The sequence below is a fragment of the Bradyrhizobium sp. 87 genome, from assembly GCF_023073015.1.
Classification (GTDB): Bacteria; Pseudomonadota; Alphaproteobacteria; order Rhizobiales; family Xanthobacteraceae; genus Bradyrhizobium; species Bradyrhizobium canariense_D.
Window position 1 is genome coordinate 34,672 of sequence record NZ_JADPIQ010000106.1, and the last position, 20,118, is coordinate 54,789.

The following is a 20,118-nucleotide window of genomic DNA, read 5'->3' on the forward strand; positions in this document are numbered from 1 at the left end:
GCAGGGGCGGGTTCCAGCAGGAACGACCGCTGACGGCGCTGGTTTTCGGTGGAGCCGCAAGGAGTTGACGCATGGCTCATGCCAGAAAGACGACACATTCTCGCAAAACATCGGCGCGCAAGAGCACCAGACGCGCCGCACCGAAGCGCTGGTCACAGCGCGTGACGAAAGAGAGCGACGCGCTCGACCTCAAACAAGGCGTGTTCAAGCTGACCAGTGCGAAGGAGATCGCGGCTTCGTTGAAGCGCTCGGCCGAGCACAGCGCGCGTCGCAAGACCGGCGCCTACCGCTCGGCGCTGTCGATGCTGACGTTCTACATCAACCGCGCCGGCAAGACGCTGCCGCAGACGCAGCGCACGCGGCTGGAGCGGGCAAAGGTGGAGCTGAAGCGGGCGTTCGGGAGGGAGTGAGCGCCAGGTCGTCCTGGACAAGCGCAGCGCCGATCCAGGACCTATTACCCCAGGGAGCGGTTTGGCGATGACTCGGAGTTGGCAGTTCGCCCGGCAACTCCGCCTTGGGTAATGGGTCCTGGATCGGCGCTGCGCTTGTCCAGGACGACGGCGGAGGCGTGGCGCGAAGGTCGAGCGCTACGCCGCCCGGATATTCCCCATGAAGCGGTCGAGCTCGGCGCGCAGGCGGGTGCTTTCGGACGACAGCGTCTTGGCCGAATGCAGCACCTCTTCCGAGGCCGAGCCGGTTTCGGCGGCGCCGCGGTTGACCTGGCCGATGTCGGTGGCCGCGGTCTGGGTGCCCTGCGCGACGGTCTGGACGCTGCGCGCGATTTCCTGCGTCGCGGCGCCTTGCTGCTCCACCGCGCTCGCAATCGAGGTCGAGATCGACGAGATCTGGCCGATGGTGGCGCCGATCTCCTTGATCGCCGCAACCGACTCGGCCGTGGCGCCTTGCATGCCCGTGATGTGCGAGGAGATCTCGTCGGTGGCCTTCGCGGTCTGGCTCGCGAGCGACTTCACTTCGCTGGCGACCACTGCAAAGCCGCGGCCGGCTTCGCCGGCGCGTGCCGCCTCGATGGTCGCGTTCAGCGCCAGAAGATTGGTCTGCTCGGCGATCGCCGTGATGAGCTTGACGACTTCGCCGATCTGCTGGGCGGCATGCGAGAGCTTGCCGATGCGATTATCGGTCTCCTTTGCCTGCACCACGGCAGCTTCGGCAATGCGGCTGGAATCGCGGACCTGACGGCCGATCTCCTCGACCGAGGCCGAGAGCTCTTCGGTCGCGGTCGCGACCGACTGCATGTTGCTGGAGGCCTGCTCGGAGACGTCGGCGACCTGGCTCGACAGGCTCTGCGTGGTCTCGGCGGTGCGGGTCAGCGTCGAGGCCGCCGATTCCAGCTGCACGGCGGAAGCCGAGACGTTGGAGACGATGGCACCAACCGCGCTCTCGAAATCATCGGCGAAACGAATCAGCTCGGAACGACGGCTTGCGGCCTGCTCCCTGTTCTGAAGTTCGTTGGCGGCGGCATCGCGCTCGGCCTTGGCCACGGCCTGCACCTTGAATTCTTCGACCGCGCCGGCCATCTCGCCGATCTCGTCCCTGCGGCCGAGGCCCGGCAGCACGACGTCGAAATTGCCCGCGGCAAGCTCGCGCATCGCCTTGCACATCGCGATCATCGGACGCGAAATGCCATTGCCCAGCATCAGGGCGAGCGCAGCGCCGACGGCAAGGCCGCCCAGCGCCATCATCAGCATCAGCCGCTCGGTCTCGCCGATGGTGGCATTGGCGTTGACCTCGATGCGCTGCTGATCCGCCGTCAGCTCCGATCGCAGCTCACCCGAGAGCTTGAGAATGGACGCGGCTGTCTTGGTCATCTCGCCGTTCAGCTTGACGATGACCTTCACGTTCTCGGTGAGCTTTGAAAAAGAGGCGCGGTACTGCTTGAGGAGATTGCTGATCTCGGTGACGCGGTCGGTGATCTTCTGGTCGTTGGCATAGATCGAGACCAGCAGGGTCTCCAGGAATTTGATGCGGGCGGTCACGCCGTCGGCGGTCTTCGGCTCCGGCTTGGCGACGAAGGCGCTGACCGAGGTGGAGACCGCCAGATATTGCGATGTGATATCCTTGGCCGTACCCTGAACCGAGTTCAGGCCCGCCAATGCCGCGGTATCGGCAAGATCGTCGAACTTGAACCGGATCTTGTTGCCGACGCTGTTGAGCTCCTCGGTCGCGATCTTGCCGTTCTCGCGCGTCAACGTGATGATCTCGCCGAACACCTTGGTGAAGCTCTTGAAGTCGGCCTCGAGCCTGCCGACCTGCTCGCGGCGGGCTGCGCCCGTGGTGGCCGCCGCCGACTTGGCGATCGCGGCCCTCAAATTCTCTTCAGCTGCTTTGGCTGCGGTCTCATCATCCGCCGCGCCGGTCAGCGTGTAGGCCCGCGCCAAGCCCTGGTAAGCGATCAGCTCGCGATCGACCGTCCGCGCAAGGTCCGCTTCGGCGACGCTGGAGCGGTAGGAGGCCACGGCGGCCTGAATCCGCTCGAAGCCGAAATACGCGAAAGCCATGCTGACGGCGAGGATGGCGAGCACCGCCACGAAGCCGAGGATGATTTTTGCGCGAAAACGCAAGGTGAGCAGCTTCGATCTGGTCGGCTTCGACTTGACGGGCATTCCCCACCCCATTCCATTCGCGGAAAACCAGGCGCAGCCCGGAAGCAGCCCGCTTCCTGACGCGTGAGCACGGTAAATGGCAAAGGATAAGCTGCGGTAAATTTGTGGCGCCGCAACCGGCGGTTACGTGACGCAGGGTCTCGTCGTCCTGGCCTCGTGCGCAATCGCGCACGGGGGGCCGGGACGGCTGAGCGCTTACGCCGCCCGGATATTCCCCATGAAGCGGTCGAGCTCGGCGCGCAGGCGGGTGCTTTCGGACGACAGCGTCTTGGCCGAATGCAGCACCTCTTCCGAGGCCGAGCCGGTTTCGGCGGCGCCGCGGTTGACCTGGCCGATGTCGGTGGCGGCGGTCTGAGTGCCCTGTGCGACGGTCTGGACGCTGCGCGCGATTTCCTGCGTCGCGGCGCCTTGCTGCTCCACCGCGCTCGCAATCGAGGTCGAGATCGACGAGATCTGGCCGATGGTGGCGCCGATCTCCTTGATCGCCGCAACCGACTCGGCCGTGGCGCCTTGCATGCCCGTGATGTGCGAGGAGATCTCGTCGGTGGCCTTCGCGGTCTGGCTCGCGAGCGACTTCACTTCGCTGGCGACCACTGCAAAGCCGCGGCCGGCTTCGCCGGCGCGTGCCGCCTCGATGGTCGCGTTCAGCGCCAGAAGATTGGTCTGCTCGGCGATCGCCGTGATGAGCTTGACGACTTCGCCGATCTGCTGGGCGGCATGCGAGAGCTTGCCGATGCGATTATCGGTCTCCTTTGCCTGCACCACGGCAGCTTCGGCAATGCGGCTGGAATCGCGGACCTGACGGCCGATCTCCTCGACCGAGGCCGAGAGCTCTTCGGTCGCGGTCGCGACCGACTGCATGTTGCTGGAGGCCTGCTCGGAGACGTCGGCGACCTGGCTCGACAGGCTCTGCGTGGTCTCGGCGGTGCGGGTCAGCGTCGAGGCCGCCGATTCCAGCTGCACGGCGGAAGCCGAGACGTTGGAGACGATGGCACCAACCGCGCTCTCGAAATCATCGGCGAAACGAATCAGCTCGGAACGACGGCTTGCGGCCTGCTCCCTGTTCTGAAGTTCGTTGGCGGCGGCATCGCGCTCGGCCTTGGCCACGGCCTGCACCTTGAATTCTTCGACCGCGCCGGCCATCTCGCCGATCTCGTCCCTGCGGCCGAGGCCCGGCAGCACGACGTCGAAATTGCCCGCGGCAAGCTCGCGCATCGCCTTGCACATCGCGATCATCGGACGCGAAATGCCGGTGCCGAGCAGGAAAGCGAGGACCGCGCCGAGCAGCGTACCGCCGACGGCCAGCATCAGCACCAGTTGCTCGGTCTTCCCGATGGTCGCTTCCGATTCGGACTCCAACCGCTGCTGCTCGGCAACGAGGTCCGCCTTCATGGTGGGGGCACCCTGAAGGATCGCGCTGGCCGAGCCGCTCATCTCGGTGACGAGCTCGTCGATCATCTTGGCGTTGGCGATCAGTTTCTCCAGCGATTCCCGATAGGCACCGAGCAATCCCTTGGCGTCCTTCAGGCCGGCGACGATCTTGTCGTCCATGGAATAGACCGCGTTGAGCGAGTTCTCGACGAATTTCAACCGCGCCAGCGCGCTGGTCGCGATCGCCTGGTCGGACGTCAGCACGAAATTGGTCGCCGCCCCGCTCGCGGTCTGGAATTGGGCGTTGACCTGCTTGGTCCCGAACTCGATCGCCTGCGCCTCGGAATCGGAGGCATTGTTGCCGATGTCGTCGAGCTTGTATTTCAGGAGGTTGGCGTTGCGCATGAGCTGGTTCTGCACCAGCAGCGCGCTGTCACGCTTGGCCTGGAGGACTTTCGCGAAGGTCGCGGAGAAGTTGGAAAACTCCTTGGCGAGCTTGTCCAGACTTTCCTGCCGCGCCGGCTTCTTGGCGCTCTTGACCGCCTGGTCGATGGCGCTCTTCAGGCCGGTCTCCGCGTCCAGCGCCGTCTTGGCGTCGTCCTCCTTGCCGGTGACGACGAAATATCTGACGGCCGAGCGATAGGCGAGCAGCTCCCGGTCGATGTTACGGGCGAGATCGGCCTCGGTGACACTGGTGCGGTAGGACCCGACCCCGGACGAGACCCGCTCGAAGCCAAAATAGGAGAAGGCCATGCTGCCGGCGGAGATCACCAGCACCGCGGCAAAGCCCAGAATGATCTTGGCGCGGAACCTGAGGGTCGGCATTATTGTGCGCTTCGACGACGACGCGATACGCCCGGACATTCCCACCCCCATTTTCATTCAGCCGAGATCCGGTGGCGCCCCGCCCCCTGACCTGGCTGCGCAAAACTAAGGCAGAATCGATAAGGGGCGGTAAATTCGGTGCGTCCGCAGAGCTTCCGGCTCTATCGGCCAAGGCGGACTGCAAAGGCGAGCCGGATAGGGATATAGAGGCTGGCATCCCAGCTGGCGCCCCGGAGCCGCAACCCGATCCGGCCGACTCGCCCCCCAAACCAATGTTGGGCATTCTGGATCAATGACTTTTCCATGACGCGGGCGGCCAAAATCGTAGTTGCAAAGTTCCGGGTCGCTGTCTCTAATTAGAAACAATCAAAATCGATCCCGGGAGGACTTCAACCGTGTCTACAGTCAAACTGACGGTGAACGGCAAGGCCGTTGCTGTCGACGTCGAGGACCGCACGCTGCTGGTTCAGCTGCTGCGCGACCACCTCAACCTCACCGGAACCCATGTCGGCTGCGACACCAGCCAGTGCGGCGCCTGCGTCGTCCATATGGACGGCAAGGCGATCAAATCCTGCACCATGCTGGCAGGACAGGCCGACGGCGCCAGCATCACCACGATCGAAGGCATCGCCAAGGGCGACGAGCTGCACCCGATGCAGGCGGCCTTCCGCGACAATCACGGCCTGCAGTGCGGCTATTGCACGCCGGGCATGATCATGTCGGCGATCGACATCGTGCACCGCTATGGTGGCCAGCTCGACGAGGCCACCGTCCGCCACGAGCTCGAAGGCAATATCTGTCGCTGCACTGGGTACCACAACATCGTCAAAGCCGTGCTGGATGCGGCAGGCCGCATGAAGGTCTCGCAGGCGGCCGAGTAAGCGGCCCGCCTCGAAACAAGAACGATCGCCGCCGCTTTCGAGGGAAAGCGCGGTCAAGACAAATTCCGGTCGGGAGGACCAGACATGGGCGTTGAAGGCATTGGCGCGAGCGTCGTGCGCAAGGAAGACAAGCGTTTCATTACCGGCAAGGGCCGCTACGTCGACGACATCAAATTGCAGGGCATGACCCATGCCCATTTCATCCGCAGCCCGCACGCGCATGCCAAGGTGAAGGGGATCGATCCCGCCGAGGCGCTGAAGATGCCGGGCGTGGTCGCTGTGCTGACCGGTCAGCAAATCGTCGACGACAAGGTCGGCAACCTGATCTGCGGCTGGGCCATCACCTCCAAGGACGGCAGCCCGATGAAGATGGGCGCATGGCCGGCAATGGCGCCGGAGACGGTGCGCTTCGTCGGTCAGGCCGTCGCAGTCGTGATCGCCGAGACCAAGAATCTCGCACGCGACGCGGCCGAAGCCGTGGTCGTGAACTACGAAGAGCTGCCCGCGGTCGCCGACGTCCACGCCGCGATCAAGTCCGGCGCGCCGCAGCTACATCCCGAAGCTCCAGGCAACCAGGTTTATGACTGGGTGATCGGCGACGAAGGCGCCACCGATGCGGCCTTCGCCAAGGCCGCCAACGTGGTGAAGCTCGACGTCACCAACAACCGTCTCGCGCCGAACGCGATGGAGCCGCGCGCGGCAATTGCCGATTACGATTCGGCGGAAGAGCATTTCACGCTCTACACGACGTCGCAGAATCCGCACGTCGCCCGCCTCGTGCTGTCGGCGTTCTACAACATTGCACCCGAGCACAAGCTGCGCGTGATCGCACCCGACGTCGGCGGCGGCTTCGGCTCCAAGATCTTCATCTATCCCGAAGAGATGGTGGCGCTGTGGGCCTCGAAGAAGGTCGGCCGCCCCGTAAAATGGACCGGCGACCGCACCGAAGCCTTCCTCACCGATGCGCATGGCCGCGACCACGTCACCCATGCCGAGATGGCGTTCGACGCCAACAACAAGATCACCGGGTTGAAGGTGAAGACTTACGCCAATTTCGGCGCCTACATGTCGCTGTTCTCGTCGTCGGTGCCGACCTATCTGTACGCGACGCTGCTGTCGGGCCAGTACAACATCCCGGCGATCCATGCCGAGGTGGTCGGGGTCTACACCAACACCACGCCGGTCGACGCCTATCGCGGCGCCGGCCGCCCCGAGGCGAGCTATCTGATCGAACGTCTGATGGAGACGGCGGCGCGGCAGTTGAAGGTCGATCCGGCCGCGCTGCGCCGGACCAACTTCATCACCCAGTTCCCGCACCAGACGCCGGTGATCATGGCTTATGACACCGGCGACTTTAACGCCTCGCTCGACGCCGCGATGAAGGCGATCGACTATGCCGGCTTTGCCGGGCGCAAGGCCAAGGCGAAGGCCGACGGCAAGCTGCGCGGCATCGGCGTGTCCTGCTACATCGAGGCCTGCGGCATCGCGCCGTCGAAGGCCGTCGGCAGCCTGGGCGCCGGCGTCGGTCTGTGGGAGTCCGCCGAAGTCCGCGTCAACCCGGTCGGCACCATCGAGGTCCTGACGGGATCACACAGCCACGGCCAGGGTCACGAGACCACGTTCTGCCAGCTCGTAGCCGAACGCCTCGGCGTTCCCATCAGTCAGGTCTCGATCGTCCATGGCGACACCGACAAGGTGCAGTTCGGCATGGGCACCTATGGCTCGCGCTCGGCCGCCGTCGGCCTCACCGCGATCCTGAAGGCCATGGAGAAGATGGAATCCAAGGCCAAGAAGATCGCCGCGCATGCGCTGGAAGCCTCGGAAGGCGACATCGTCATCGAGAACGGCGAGTTCAAGGTCGCCGGCACCGACAAGGCGATCGCCTTCCCGATGGTCGCACTCGCGGCCTATACCGCGCACAATCTGCCCGACGGGATGGAGCCGGGCCTGAAGGAAAGCGCCTTCTACGATCCGACCAACTTCACCTTCCCGGCCGGCACATATATCTGCGAGCTCGAGGTCGATCCCGGCACCGGCAAGACCTCCTTCGTCAACTTCGTCGCGGCCGACGATTTCGGCCGTTTGATCAACCCGATGATCGTCGAGGGCCAGGTCCATGGCGGTCTTGTGCAAGGCATCGGACAAGCGTTGCTCGAGCACGCGATCTACGACGCCAACGGGCAGCCGGTCACGGCCTCGTTCATGGACTACGCCATGCCGCGCGCCGACGACGTTCCCTCGTTCAACCTCTCCCACACCACGACGCTGTGCCCGGGCAATCCGCTCGGCATCAAGGGTTGCGGTGAGGCCGGTGCGATCGGGGCGTCAGCGGCCGTGATCAATGCGATCACGGATGCGATCGGCAAGAACAATCTGGAAATGCCCGCAACCCCGGACAGGGTGTGGCGCACGATCCACGCGGCTTAAGGGAGGAACGAAGATGTACCAGACCGTTTATCATCGCGCGTCCTCGGTTGACGAAGCCGTCAGCCTGTTCTCCAAGAGCAGCGAAGCCAAGTTCCTCGCCGGCGGCCAGACGCTGCTGCCGGTGATGAAGCAACGCCTCGCCAGTCCGTCCGACGTCATCGACCTCGGCAAGATCAAGGAGCTGCAGGGCGTCGAGCTCTCGGGCGACGTGCTGACCATCAAGGCCGGCACGACCTATTTCGACATCATGCAGAATGCCGACGTGAAGAAGGCGATTCCCGCAATTGCCTATCTCACTTCGGTGCTCGGCGACCCCGCCGTGCGCTATCGCGGCACGATCGGCGGCTCGATCGCCAACAACGATCCCGCCGCGGATTTTCCCGCCGCACTGCTCGCGCTCGGCGCCACCGTGAAGACCAACAGGCGGTCGATTACGGCGGATGACTTTTTCCAGGGCATGTTCACGACCGCGCTGGAGGAGGGCGAGCTCATCACCGCCGTGTCGTTCCCGGTTCCGGCGAAGGCTGGCTACGAAAAGATGCGCCATCCTGCGTCTCGCTTTGCGCTGACCGGCGTGTTCGTCGCGCAGACGAAGTCGGGCGAGGTTCGGGTGGCCGCCACCGGCGCCTCGCAAAGCGGCGTGATGCGGGTCCCGGCCATCGAAACGGCGCTGAAGGCGAACTGGTCACCGTCGGCGATCGACGGCGTGAGCATTTCGGCGAGCAATCTGCTGGCCGACATCCACGGCACGGCGGAGTACCGCGCCAACCTGATCAAGGTGATGGCGCAGCGCGCGGTGGCTGCCGCTCGCTGACCATCGGGCCTTAGCGCCTCGACGCAATTTTCCACGGCGCGCACTTCGGTGCGCGCCGTTTTATTTTAGCCACGCGACATGAAAACCGCTTGCCTCACTGGCGTGAAGGCGAGAAAAGTTAATCGGCCAATTAACTCGCCCCGCAGAGGAACGCCTTGGCGCTTGCCGACCATCGGCAATATGCGCCTTGGATCCGAGGAAACAAACACGTGCTCGATCAATCAGCCCAAAACTCCTCCGTCCGCACCTCCGGCCCGCTGTCGGGCTTCCGCATCGTTGAATTCGCCGGCATTGGACCGGGCCCGTTTGCCTGCATGATGCTGGCCGACATGGGCGCCGAAATCGTCACGCTCGATCGGGTCGGCGCCAGGAAGAACATGAAGTCGGTCGCAGGCCGCGGCCGCAAGGTGGTCGAGCTCGACCTCAAGGACCAGGCGGCGATCGCGGAGGTACTCGATCTGCTTGCGAATGCCGACGCGCTGGTCGAGGGTTTCCGTCCCGGCGTGATGGAGCGGCTCGGTCTCGGGCCTGACGTGGTGCTCGCGCGCAATCCAAAGCTGGTCTACGGCCGCATGACCGGCTGGGGCCAGCAAGGCCCGCTCGCCAATGCCGCCGGCCACGACATCAACTACATCTCCATCACCGGCGCGCTCGCCGCGATCGGCACGAAGGAAGCGCCGGTGCCGCCGCTCAACCTGGTCGGCGATTTCGGCGGCGGCGCGCTCTATCTCGTGGTCGGCGTGCTCGCGGCGCTGCTGGAGGCCTCGCGGTCAGGCAAGGGCCAGGTCGTCGATGCCGCGATGTGCGACGGCGCGGCATCGCTGATGTCGTTCTTCTTCGACATGACCACGCTCGGCCGCTGGACCGAAGGCCGCAACGAGAACTTTCTCGACGGCGGCGCACATTTCTACGGCGTCTACGAATGCGCCTGCGGCCATTTCGTCTCGATCGGCTCGATCGAGCCGCAATTCTACGCGCTGCTGCGCGAGCACGCCGGCCTGACCGACCCCGATTTCGATGCGCAGATGGACCGCAAGGCTTGGCCCGCGCTGAAGGAAAAACTGAAGACGGTGTTCAAGAGCAAGACGCGCGAGGACTGGTGCAAGATTATGGAAGGCACCGACATCTGCTTCGCGCCGGTGCTGACCATGTCGGAAGCGACCGAGCATCCGCACATGGTCGCCCGCAACGTCTTCGTCGAGCGCCACGGCGTGAAGCAGCCGGCGCCGGCGCCGCGCTTTTCGCGGACTCCATCGGCGGTGCGCGAGCCGGAAGTGGCGGAGATCGGCGCGGTGACCAAAGCCTGGAAGGCGGAGCGTTAAGTCCTCCGCTGTCGCATCACACTCCGGGTCGTCCTGGCCTAGTGCGCAATTGCGCACGGGGGCCAAGACCCATAGCCACCAACGCGGTTTGACGAAGACTCGGAGTTACCAGTTCGCCCAATGACCGCTCCCTGGGGTAATTGGTCCTGGCTTTCGCCAGGACGACGGCGGCACTTAATGCCACCGCGTTCCAGACAACGGCCGCCTACGCCGCATCCACCTTCAGCACCCCGCGCCGGATCTGGTCCTCCTCGATCGATTCGAACAGCGCCTTGAAATTGCCTTCGCCGAAACCGTCGTCGCCCTTGCGCTGGATGAACTCGAAGAAGATCGGGCCGATCGCGTTGGCCGAGAAGATCTGCAGCAGCACCTTGGTCTGGCCGCCGTCGACCACGCCTTCGCCGTCGATCAGGATGCCGTTCTTCTGCAGCCGCGCGATGTCCTCGCCATGCTTCGGCAACCGCGCGTCGATCCGCTCGAAATAGGTCGCGGGCGGCGCTGGCATGAAGGGCAGACCGGCCTCGCGCAAGTCCTCGATGGTGCGGTAGATGTCGCGGCAGCCGCAGGCGATGTGCTGGATGCCCTCGCCGCGATAGATATTGAGATATTCCTCGATCTGCCCGGAATCGCCGGCGTCCTCGTTGATCGGAATCCGGATCTTGCCGTCGGGGCTGGTCAGCGCGCGCGAGAACAGGCCCGAGGCGCGGCCCTCGATGTCGAAGAAGCGGATCTGGCGGAAATTGAAGAGCTTCTCGTAGAAGCCCGTCCACACGTCCATGCGGCCGCGGTGGACGTTGTGGGTGAGGTGATCGAGATAGAACAGGCCGGCGCCGGCAGGACGCGGATCGCGCGCACCCAGCCATTCGAACTCGCTGTCATAGGCCGATCCCTTGGCGCCATAGCGATCAGCGAAATAGAGCAGGCTGCCGCCGATGCCCTTGATCGCGGGGACGTCGAGCGTCTTCTGCGCGGAGGACGCATCGGCAGGTTCGGCACCGAGCGAAATCGCGCGGTCATAGGCCTTCTTCGCATCGACGACGCGAAACGCCATCGACGGCGCACAGCGGCCGTGCGCGGCGACGAAATCGTGACCCTGGGTGCCGGGCTCCTCGTTGACGAGGTAATTGATGTCGCCCTGGCGATAAACCGTGATCTTCTTCGTTCTGTGCCGCGCGACGGGCACATAGCCCATCAGCTTGAACAAGGCGTGCAGCTCTTGCGGATTGGGATGCGCATATTCGACGAACTCGAACCCGTCGGTGCCCATCGGATTCTCGGCGCTGATCGTGGCCGGCGGTGCATCGTGCGGAAACGGACCCATGGTGTTCTCCCAAATTGCTGCTGAGAGGAACTATCCTTCATGGGACGCGCAAGGGGCGTGCAAATGAGACGGCTTTTGATTAACATATGCACAGTTTGTGCATGAAGTGGGTGAAACGCGCATGACTTTGGTGGATGCCTTCGACCTCAAGATCCTGGGCGCGCTCCAGGACGACGGCCGTCTCACCAACCAGGAGCTCGCCGACCTCGCCGGGCTCTCGGCCTCGCAATGCTCGCGGCGACGGATGCGGCTGGAAGAGGAGAAGGTCATTGCGGGCTATCATGCCGATCTCTCCAGCGAGGCGCTCGGCTTCGGCGTGGTCGCCTTCATCCAGGTGACGCTGGCGACCCACTCGCCGGACAATTCCAAGCGGTTTCGGACTCTGGTCAACCGCATCGACGAGATCCAGGAGGCCTACTCGCTGACAGGCGACGCCGACTACGTGCTCAAGGCCGTGCTGCACGACCTCAAGGGCCTCTCCAACCTCGTCAACGACGTGCTGATGCCGCACCAGAGCGTCGCGCATGTGCGCTCCTCGATCGTGCTCGACAGGCTGAAGGAAAGCACGCGTCTGCCGCTGAAGGAAATCAAGCCCGGCTGAAATCGAGGGAAATCCGGCATTCGCGCTGCGCGCGCGATCTGCGATGATCCCGGCCAATCTGCGGAGATTGAGCCATGGCCCTCCAGCTTCGACCGAACTGCGAATATTGCGACCGCGATCTGCCCCCGAACGCAACCGATGCGCGGATCTGTTCCTATGAATGCACGTTCTGTGCGGACTGCGTGGAGACGAAACTCTCCAACGTCTGCCCGAACTGCGGCGGCGGTTTTGCGCCGCGCCCGATCAGGCCCACGCAGGAATGGCGACCGGGCGTGTGCACGACCAACCAGGCGCCGTCGGACAAGCGGGTGCATCTGAAGTACAGTCTGGAGGACGTCGCGACGCATTGCGCGCGGTTACGTGAGGTGCCGCCGGAGAAGCGGTAGACTCTCACCATGTCATTGCGAGGAGCCCTTGCGACGAAGCAATCCAGACTGCCACTGCGGAAAGACTCTGGATTGCTTCGCTACGCTCGCAATGACGGAGAATGTGGATAGAGGTCGCATCGCTTCCCAGCAATCACTCCGCCGGCAAAATCGTCCCCTCGACCTCGCCAAAACCAACGCGATAGCCTTCGCCCTGGCACCAGCCGCGCATGACGAGGCTGTCGCCGTCTTCCAGGAACGACCGCTTGGCGCCGCCGGGCAATTCGATCGGCTCGGTGCCGTTCCAGCTGATCTCCAGCAGGCTGCCGCGCTGGTTCTTCTCCGGACCGGAAATGGTGCCGCTGCCGAGGAGATCGCCGACATTCATGGCGCAGCCGGAGGAGGCGTGGTGCATCAGCTGCTGCACCGACGACCAGTACATGTATTTGAAATTGGTGCGGCTGATGCCGGCGGGCGCGTTGGCTCCGGCGGCGCGCAAGGAGACGTCGAGTTCGAGATCGTAGTTCTGCGGCTTGCCCTGCTTGAGGTAGTCGAGCGGCACCGGCTCCTGCTGCGGCCCGTTGAGGCGGAATGGCTCCAGCGCCTCGCGCGTCACCACCCACGGACTGATCGAGGTCGCGAACGCCTTGGCGAGGAACGGCCCGAGCGGCACATATTCCCATTGCTGGATATCGCGCGCGCTCCAGTCGTTGAGCAGCACGAAGCCGAAGATCATCTCCTCGGCTTGCGGCTCCGTGAGCATGCCGCCCATTGGCGACGGCTGGCCGACCACCACGCCCATCTCCAGCTCGAAATCGAGCCGCTTGCACGGTCCGAAGCTCGGCGCCTCCACATTCGGCGGCTTGAGCTGCCCGCGCGGGCGCTTCACCTTCGTGCCGGAGACCACGACAGTCGAGGCACGGCCGTTGTAAGCGATCGGCATATGCAGCCAATTCGGCTGCAGTGCATTGTCCTTGCCACGGAACATGACGCCGACATTGGTGGCGTGTTCTTTCGACGAATAGAAATCGGTGTAGCCGGAGACCGCAAACGGCAGATGCAATCTTGCGTCGCGTATCGGCACCAAGGCCTGCTTGCGCAACTCCTCGTTGTCGCGCAGCTCGGGATGATCGGCGCGCAGGAGTTCGCTGATCCGCGCCCGCGTCTTCGTCCAGACCTTTGGCCCCAAGGCCATGAAAGCATTGAGCGACGGCGTCGAGAACACGCCGAGCGGCCCCACGTCGAGCCGCGAGTCCTGCTCAAGCTCCCAGAGATCGAGCACATAGTCGCCGATCGCCACGCCGACGCGCGGCGTCGGATTGGCCGCGGTCGAGAACACACCATAAGGCAGGTTCTGGATCGGAAAATCGGAGGCGGGATCGACGCCGATGAAGGAGCGGAGGCTGGGGTCGTTGGGATGGGGCATCACTTGGCTCGGTCTTTCCCTTCTCCCCTTGTGGGAGAAGGTGGCGCGAAGCGCCGGATGAGGGGTATCTGTCCGCGAGTCCGAAGGAGAGGTTCACGCGCGGATAGAACCCCTCACCCGTCTCGCCGCTATGCGGCGAGCCACCCTCTCCCACAAGGGGAGAGGGTAAGAAGCTTACGGCTTGCTCGGATCGAACCGCTTCGCGAGGCCCTTCCAGCAATCCGCGTAGTCATGCTGCAACGTCGCGGAATTCGCGGCGTGCGCGGTGACGCGCTGCGCGTAGCGGGTCTCGAACATGAAGGCCATGGTGCCGGTCAGCTTGACCGGCTTCAGCTCGCCGTTGCTGGCGTGCTCGAAGGCATCGCGATCGGGGCCGTGCGGCAGCATGCAATTGTGCAAACTCATGCCGCCCGGCACAAAACCTTGCGGCTTGGCGTCGTACACGCCGTAGATCAGGCCCATGAACTCGCTCATGATGTTCATGTGATACCACGGCGGGCGGAAGGTGTTGTCGGCGACCATCCAGCGCTCGGGGAAGATCACGAAGTCGATATTCGCCGTGCCCGCGGTCTCCGACGGCGAGGTCAGCACGGTGAAGATCGAGGGATCGGGATGATCGAAGCCGATCGCGCCGACCGGCGAGAAGGTGCGCAGATCATATTTATACGGCGCATAATTGCCGTGCCAGGCGACGACGTCGATCGGCGAGTGGGGCAACTGCGTCCTGAACAACGATCCGCCCCATTTCACGTAAAGCTCGGTCGGTGTGTCCTTGTCCTCGTAGTGCGCGACCGGCGTCAGGAAGTCGCGGGCATTGGCGAGGCAGTTGGCGCCGATCGGTCCGCGCTCCGGCAGCGTGAAGGCGCCGCCGTAGTTTTCGCAGAGATAGCCACGCGCCGGTCCGCTCGGAATCTCCACCCGGAACTTGACGCCGCGCGGGATCACCACGATCTCGCCGGGCTCGGCGTCGATGCGGCCGAACTCCGTGACGATGCGAAGATTGCCCTGCTGCAGCACGAACATCAGCTCGCCGTCGGCATTGTAGAAGTGCTGGTCCACCATCGATTTGGTGATGAGATAGACGTGGGCGGCCATGCCGGCCTGGGTGTTGACGTCACCGGCGGTGGTCATGGTCTGCACGCCCTGAAGGAAGGTCATGTCCTCCTTCGGGATCGGCGCCGGATCCCAGCGCAATTGCGCGATCGGCAGGTCGTTTTCGTGGCACGGTGCCGAACGCCACAGGCCGCCGTCGACCTTCTCGAAACGACCCGAGTGTTTCACCGACGGGCGAATGCGATAGAGCCATGAGCGCTCGTTGCTGCCGCGCGGCGCCGTGAAGGGCGAGCCGGAGAGCTGCTCGGCATAGAGGCCGTAGGCACAGCGCTGCGGCGAGTTGCGTCCGATCGGCAGCGCGCCCGGCAGCGCTTCGGTCTCGAAACTGTTGCCGAAGCCGGACATGTAGCCCGGCGTGACCTGGGCCGTGCTGCGAATGATCTGATCGGGCGAGGTGTTGATGTTCATGATGATCCTCCTCCTTGCAGGGCGGCCCACATCTCCTGGTCGCGCTTGTCGGTCCAGATCACGGGGTCGTCGATCCCCGACGCCTCGTCATAGGCGCGAGATACGTTGAACGGCAGACAGTGCTCGTAGATGGCGAAGCTCGAAAATTTCGGATCCATGACCTCGCGCGTCGCGGCCATCGATTCCTTCAGCGTGCGGCCCTTGGCGACCGAGATTTCGGCGGCGCCGTAGAGCGAGGTGACGAAGTCGCGCGTCATCGCGATGGCTTCGCGCACCGTGGCGACACCCTTCAACGCATCGCCGCGGCCCGGCGCGATCGCCTTGGGATTGAAGTTGCGGATCTCGTTCAGCGTCAGCGGCCATTCGCGCAGGTGTGCGTCGCCACAATAGCAGGCCGAGTGGTATTCGATCAGGTCACCGGAGAACATCACCTCGGCATCCGGCACCCAGGCGACGATGTCGCCCGAGGTATGGCCGGCGCCAAGCTGCATCAGGCGTACCTCGCGCTTGCCGAGATAGATCGACATCTCGCCTTCGAAGGTCAGCGTCGGCCAGGTCAGGCCGGGTATGCTCGATGCGTCCTGAAACAGGCGCGGGAAGCGGCCGTACTCGGAATCCCAATCCTGCTGGCCACGCTCCTCGATGAGGCGATAGGTCTCCTGCGAGGCGACGATGCCCTGCGCCTTGTAGGCGGAGGCGCCGAGCACGCGCACGGCGTGATAATGCGACAGCACGACATATTTGATCGGTTTGTCGGTGACGGCACGGACGCGCTCGATCACCTTGTTGGCCATCGCCGGCGTCGATTGCGCGTCGAACACCAGGCAGCCGTCGTCGCCGACGATGATCGCGGTGTTCGGATCGCCCTCCGCGGTGAAGGCGTAGAGATCGGTGCCAATCTCGGAGAAGGTGATCTTCTTCTCGGAGAGGTCGCCGGTGGATGCGAAGTTCTTCGCCATCAATTCATCCTTCAAGTCTTTGGGGCTATTGTTGTTGCTGTTGCTGCTGCTGGCCGTCGATCATGCGCCGCTTGGCGAGGAGAATCGCCTCCCGCAGCACGACGATATCGCCGATATGGTTGGCGAGGATCAGCACCAGCGCCGCGTCGAAGTCCGCGCTCTGCTCGTCGGTGAAGCCACGATGCGCCTCCACAATGGCGCGAAAGGCGTCGTCGGGTCGCGCGAAGTTGGAGCTGGTGGAGAGCGGCATGCGAATCCTCAATTCAAGCAAATTCTTGATTCAAGCCCTGCGCCCGTGACAGCGCTGCCGCGACGCCAGCGCGCGTGGGGTGGCGGAAGCGCGCCGCAACGTAACCGTCCGGCCTTAATAGGTAGGCTGAGCCTGGTTCCGCATCATAGCGCTTTGCAGTGAGCCCTGCCGGATCTGCGAGCCCGTCCTCACCGCCGATGCAGATGTCCTTCACACCAACAGGCGCATCGATCGCCGCGCCGTTGCCGAACGACAGCAAGGTGAAGTCTGTTCCACCCTTGCGGAATGCATCCGTCAAATAGGCTTGCTCGCCCGCGCGCGTCGTAACGGGAGCATCGAGCATCGAACAACCCGGGAGCGGGCCACCGCGCCACGCATCCGCATCCGGCGATGACAGCGGCGAGTCATAGCTGCACGGCACCGAGAGCCGCCCGCCATTGACCATGCGCTTGCCGAATTCCGTTTCCTTGGCCAGCGACAGCACCGCCTTGCGCAGCCGCGCTTCCTGATGCGAGTTCGGCGCCATGAAATCGGTCGAGCGGGTGGATTCGCGGATGTTCTCGTCGGCCGCCAGACTGCGCTCGACGTGATAGCTCTCGAGCAGGCTCGCGGGTGAGGCGCCGCGCAGCACGCGGTCGAGCTTCCAGGAGAGATTCTCGGCGTCCTCGAGTCCCGAATTGGCGCCGCGCGCGCCGAAGGGCGAGACCTGGTGCGCGGAATCGCCTGCAAAGATCACGCGGCCATGGACGAAGCGATCCATCCGCCGGCACTGGAATTTGTAAAGCGAGATCCACTCGAACTCGAACTTGTCGTGGCCGAGCATGCGCGCAATCCGCGGCCGCACGTTCTCGGGCTTCTTCTCGACGACGGGGTCGGCATAGCGATTGAGCTGAAGGTCGATGCGCCAGACATCGTCGGGCTGTCGGTGCAGCAGCGCCGAACGTCCCGCATGAAACGGCGGATCGAACCAGAACCAGCGCTCGGTCGGGAATTCCGCGGTCATCTTGACATCGGCGATCAGGAACTGGTCCTCGAACACCTGTCCGGCGAAGTCGGCGCCCACCATCTGCCGCAGCGACGAGCGCGCGCCGTCGCAGGCGACGACATATTGCGCGTGCAGGCGATAGGCGCCCTCCGGCGTCTCGATCGTCAGCGCGACGGAAGCGTTGCGGCTCTCCAGCGCCGTCACCTTGTTGCGCCAGCGCAGATTGATCTCGGGCAGCTCGCTGATGCGGTCGACCAGATAGGCTTCGGCGTAATATTGCTGGAGATTGATGAAGGCCGGCCGCTTGTGACCGTCCTCCGGCAGTAGATTGAACTGGTAGAGCTGCTGCTCGCCGTGGAAGATGCGGCCGACGCTCCAGACCACGCCCTTGTCGACCATGCGGTCGCCGACGCCGAGCCGGTCCCAATATTCCAGCGAGCGTTTCGAGAAGCAGATCGCGCGGGAGCCCTCTCCGATGCGGTCGGCGTCATCCAGAAGAACGACGCGCTGGCCGCGTTGGGCAAGGTCGATCGCAAGCGACAGCCCGACCGGGCCAGCGCCCACGATCACCACGGGATGCTCGGCCGAGCTCTGGCCGGGACGATCCTGATCGGGGTGGCGGCGATAGCCGAACTGGGTTTTGGCCTGATGCGTATTGGCCTTCGCCATGCGCTAACCTCGGCTCTGGTCAGGAGAGGCCTGATCTGCTAATAGTCTCACGTGCAACTATTTTGGACCGGAGCCGGCCGGCCGTCAACTGGAATTCGGAGCGCTCTCCTTGGCGAGGACATCCAGCGACATCGCGCTGAAGACACGCGAGGCCGATGAGGCTTCACCGCGGCCAAAAACACGGCTCGACCTGTTCAGGTTCGTGCCGTTCCGCCTCAACCGGCTCGCCGCGGAGGTGAGTTCCGCACTCGCCGTCGAATATCAGGAGCGTCACGGCCTCGACATCCCCGCCTGGCGCGTGATCGCGACGCTCGGCTTCCGCAACGATGCCTGCAGCGCGCAGTACGTCGCGCAATGCACCCGCACGCACAAATCCACGATCAGCCGCGCGGTGACCATGTTGCTGCATCAGGGTTTGATCGAGCGCGTCGAGAACGAAGCCGACCGCCGCGAATTCCGTCTGCGACTGACCAGGAAAGGCCGCACGCTCTACGAGGAGCTGTTTCCGCAATTGCTGCGGCGGGAAGACGAGATCCTCGCCTGCCTCACCGCGCAGGAGCGCAAACAGCTATCGACGCTGCTCGGCAAGATCGAACAGAGCCTCGATTTGATCCAGACCAGCGAAGAGGCCGACGCCAAGCAGGCGTATTGATCACTTCGCAAATGATCGCGACGGCGGCAAATGCAGCGCCCAGACATCGACCTTGTCGCTGGCGCGCGGATAGATCTCCGTCACGATCGGATCATGGCCGGGAATGAACCGGTCAGGATGGCCGGCGAGGCGCTCGATGGTCTCCCAGCCAACCGCCATGTCGCCGACATTGTAGACGATCGGGAATGGGCTTCTGCGCTGGAGATTGGCGTAATAATGCGCGGCATCGGACGCCAGCACCACCGGTCCGCGCGCGGTCTCGACTCTGACCACCTGCAAGCCGTCGGAATGGCCGCCGACGCGGTGCAAGGTGACGCCGGGCGCGACCTCGCCGTCGCCGGAATAGAAATTGACGCGCTCGCCATAGACATGGCGGACCATCTGGGTGACGTGCTCGACCGAGAACGGATGTCGCAGCAGTCCGTTGCACATGCAGCGCCCCGTCGCGTAGGCCATCTCGCGCTCCTGGAGATGGAAGCGGGCGTTCGGGAAGCGGTCGAGATTGCCGGCATGGTCGTAATGCAGATGCGTCACGATGATGTCGCGAATGCTCGCTGCCGCGACACCAAAGCGCTCCAGCGCGTCGACCGGATTGAGCGTCAGCTTGCGCGCCCGCGCGGACGCTTCCTCGGCATTGAAGCCGGTATCGACCAGGATGTCGCGGCCGTTGCCGCGGATCAGCCAGACGAAATAGTCGAGATCCTGCGCCGCGCTGTCATGCGGGTCGGGCGCGAGGAAGTTCATGTGGGGCGTGCGCGGCGACATCGTCGCGTAGCGCAGTGCGTAGATTTCGGAGGCGTTTCCCATAGTTTGATCTTGCTCTTTTTGTGGATGCACCTTCAGGGGCGATCGACCGCACCAAGCCATCGTCCACCGCAAAGGTCAAACACCGCAGGTTGAAGGAGGCCCGTCCGCAATGTGAGACCAATCACATTGTTGTCGCCATGGCTGCCCTAATTTGCAGCCGCAATGACAACCAGCATGACAACCAGAATGCATCGCGTGCAATCATGACCGCCCGTTTATTCCCCCGCAACATGCCCATGCGTCGCGGTCAATTGTCGCGATAGCGCCGAATCCGCAAGCGGTTGACGCCCCCCTCCCCCGG

Annotated in this window: 17 protein-coding genes; 8 read left to right on the forward strand and 9 right to left on the reverse strand. The window is 64.1% G+C overall.

All coding sequences use genetic code 11. The annotated features are described in order from the left end of the window. Nucleotides 1-71 precede the first annotated feature (71 nt). The gene (locus IVB50_RS26960) at nt 72-410 is read left to right on the forward strand and encodes a DUF3175 domain-containing protein (RefSeq protein WP_018452857.1); all 339 of its coding nucleotides are present in this window, start codon (nt 72-74) and stop codon (nt 408-410) included. A gap of 177 nt (nt 411-587) precedes the next feature. Here the strand turns inward: IVB50_RS26960 and IVB50_RS26965 are convergent, their stop codons facing one another. Next, entirely contained in the window at nt 588-2,621 is a 2,034-nt protein-coding gene (locus IVB50_RS26965) for a HAMP domain-containing methyl-accepting chemotaxis protein (RefSeq protein ID WP_247298112.1), read from the reverse strand. A gap of 195 nt (nt 2,622-2,816) precedes the next feature. After that, nucleotides 2,817-4,856, reverse strand: coding sequence for a HAMP domain-containing methyl-accepting chemotaxis protein (locus IVB50_RS26970; protein WP_247298115.1), 2,040 nt, complete (start codon nt 4,854-4,856; stop codon nt 2,817-2,819). A 356-nt stretch (nt 4,857-5,212) separates the two neighbouring features. On the opposite strand from IVB50_RS26970, the gene IVB50_RS26975 reads away from it, so the two are divergent. The 4 genes from IVB50_RS26975 to IVB50_RS26990 all read left to right on the forward strand — a co-directional run bounded on the left by IVB50_RS26975 (nt 5,213) and on the right by IVB50_RS26990 (nt 10,261). After that, nucleotides 5,213-5,698: a (2Fe-2S)-binding protein gene (locus IVB50_RS26975; protein WP_026233199.1), complete on the forward strand. Its 486-nt coding sequence runs from the start codon at nt 5,213-5,215 to the stop codon at nt 5,696-5,698. Nucleotides 5,699-5,782: 84 nt separating this feature from the next. After that, nucleotides 5,783-8,125 (forward strand): xanthine dehydrogenase family protein molybdopterin-binding subunit, encoded by a 2,343-nt coding sequence (locus tag IVB50_RS26980; protein WP_018456580.1) that lies wholly within the window; start codon nt 5,783-5,785, stop codon nt 8,123-8,125. Between the two features lie 13 nt (nt 8,126-8,138). Continuing rightward, a complete protein-coding gene (locus tag IVB50_RS26985) occupies nt 8,139-8,939 on the forward strand; it encodes a xanthine dehydrogenase family protein subunit M (RefSeq protein ID WP_018456581.1) in 801 nt (266 codons plus the stop codon). Nucleotides 8,940-9,148: 209 nt separating this feature from the next. Further along, on the forward strand, nt 9,149-10,261 hold the full coding sequence (locus IVB50_RS26990) for a CaiB/BaiF CoA-transferase family protein (RefSeq protein ID WP_026233200.1): 1,113 nt from the start codon (nt 9,149-9,151) through the stop codon (nt 10,259-10,261). Between the two features lie 205 nt (nt 10,262-10,466). Here the strand turns inward: IVB50_RS26990 and hppD are convergent, their stop codons facing one another. Continuing rightward, nucleotides 10,467-11,582 (reverse strand): 4-hydroxyphenylpyruvate dioxygenase, encoded by a 1,116-nt coding sequence (hppD, locus tag IVB50_RS26995; RefSeq protein WP_247298118.1) that lies wholly within the window; start codon nt 11,580-11,582, stop codon nt 10,467-10,469. 121 nt (nt 11,583-11,703) lie between these two features. On the opposite strand from hppD, the gene IVB50_RS27000 reads away from it, so the two are divergent. Both IVB50_RS27000 and IVB50_RS27005 read left to right on the forward strand, forming a co-directional pair. Then, on the forward strand, nt 11,704-12,183 hold the full coding sequence (locus tag IVB50_RS27000; protein ID WP_018456584.1) for an Lrp/AsnC family transcriptional regulator: 480 nt from the start codon (nt 11,704-11,706) through the stop codon (nt 12,181-12,183). A gap of 74 nt (nt 12,184-12,257) precedes the next feature. Then, nucleotides 12,258-12,569 carry a DUF1272 domain-containing protein gene (locus IVB50_RS27005; protein WP_018456585.1) on the forward strand — a complete coding sequence of 104 codons (312 nt, stop codon included), beginning with the start codon at nt 12,258-12,260 and terminating at the stop codon, nt 12,567-12,569. Between the two features lie 133 nt (nt 12,570-12,702). Here the strand turns inward: IVB50_RS27005 and fahA are convergent, their stop codons facing one another. The 5 genes from fahA to IVB50_RS27030 form a co-directional block, all read right to left on the reverse strand. After that, nucleotides 12,703-13,974 carry a fumarylacetoacetase gene (gene fahA / locus IVB50_RS27010; RefSeq protein ID WP_026233201.1) on the reverse strand — a complete coding sequence of 424 codons (1,272 nt, stop codon included), beginning with the start codon at nt 13,972-13,974 and terminating at the stop codon, nt 12,703-12,705. Between the two features lie 174 nt (nt 13,975-14,148). After that, a complete protein-coding gene (gene hmgA / locus IVB50_RS27015) occupies nt 14,149-15,495 on the reverse strand; it encodes a homogentisate 1,2-dioxygenase (protein WP_018456587.1) in 1,347 nt (448 codons plus the stop codon). Next, on the reverse strand, nt 15,492-16,454 hold the full coding sequence (locus tag IVB50_RS27020; RefSeq protein ID WP_018456588.1) for an MBL fold metallo-hydrolase: 963 nt from the start codon (nt 16,452-16,454) through the stop codon (nt 15,492-15,494). Before IVB50_RS27020 ends, hmgA begins: the two co-directional genes overlap by 4 nt. Nucleotides 16,455-16,479: 25 nt before the next feature. After that, a complete protein-coding gene (locus IVB50_RS27025; RefSeq protein WP_018456589.1) occupies nt 16,480-16,704 on the reverse strand; it encodes a DUF2783 domain-containing protein in 225 nt (74 codons plus the stop codon). A 13-nt stretch (nt 16,705-16,717) separates the two neighbouring features. Beyond that, entirely contained in the window at nt 16,718-18,358 is a 1,641-nt protein-coding gene (locus IVB50_RS27030) for an FAD-dependent oxidoreductase (protein ID WP_247298120.1), read from the reverse strand. 109 nt (nt 18,359-18,467) lie between these two features. Between IVB50_RS27030 and IVB50_RS27035 the strand changes: the two genes are divergently transcribed. Next, a complete protein-coding gene (locus tag IVB50_RS27035; protein WP_018456591.1) occupies nt 18,468-19,010 on the forward strand; it encodes a MarR family transcriptional regulator in 543 nt (180 codons plus the stop codon). Here the strand turns inward: IVB50_RS27035 and IVB50_RS27040 are convergent, their stop codons facing one another. Next, complete coding sequence (locus IVB50_RS27040; protein WP_018456592.1) at nt 19,011-19,817, reverse strand: N-acyl homoserine lactonase family protein; 807 nt, start codon at nt 19,815-19,817, stop codon at nt 19,011-19,013. It lies immediately after the preceding gene. Nucleotides 19,818-20,118: the final 301 nt, after the last annotated feature.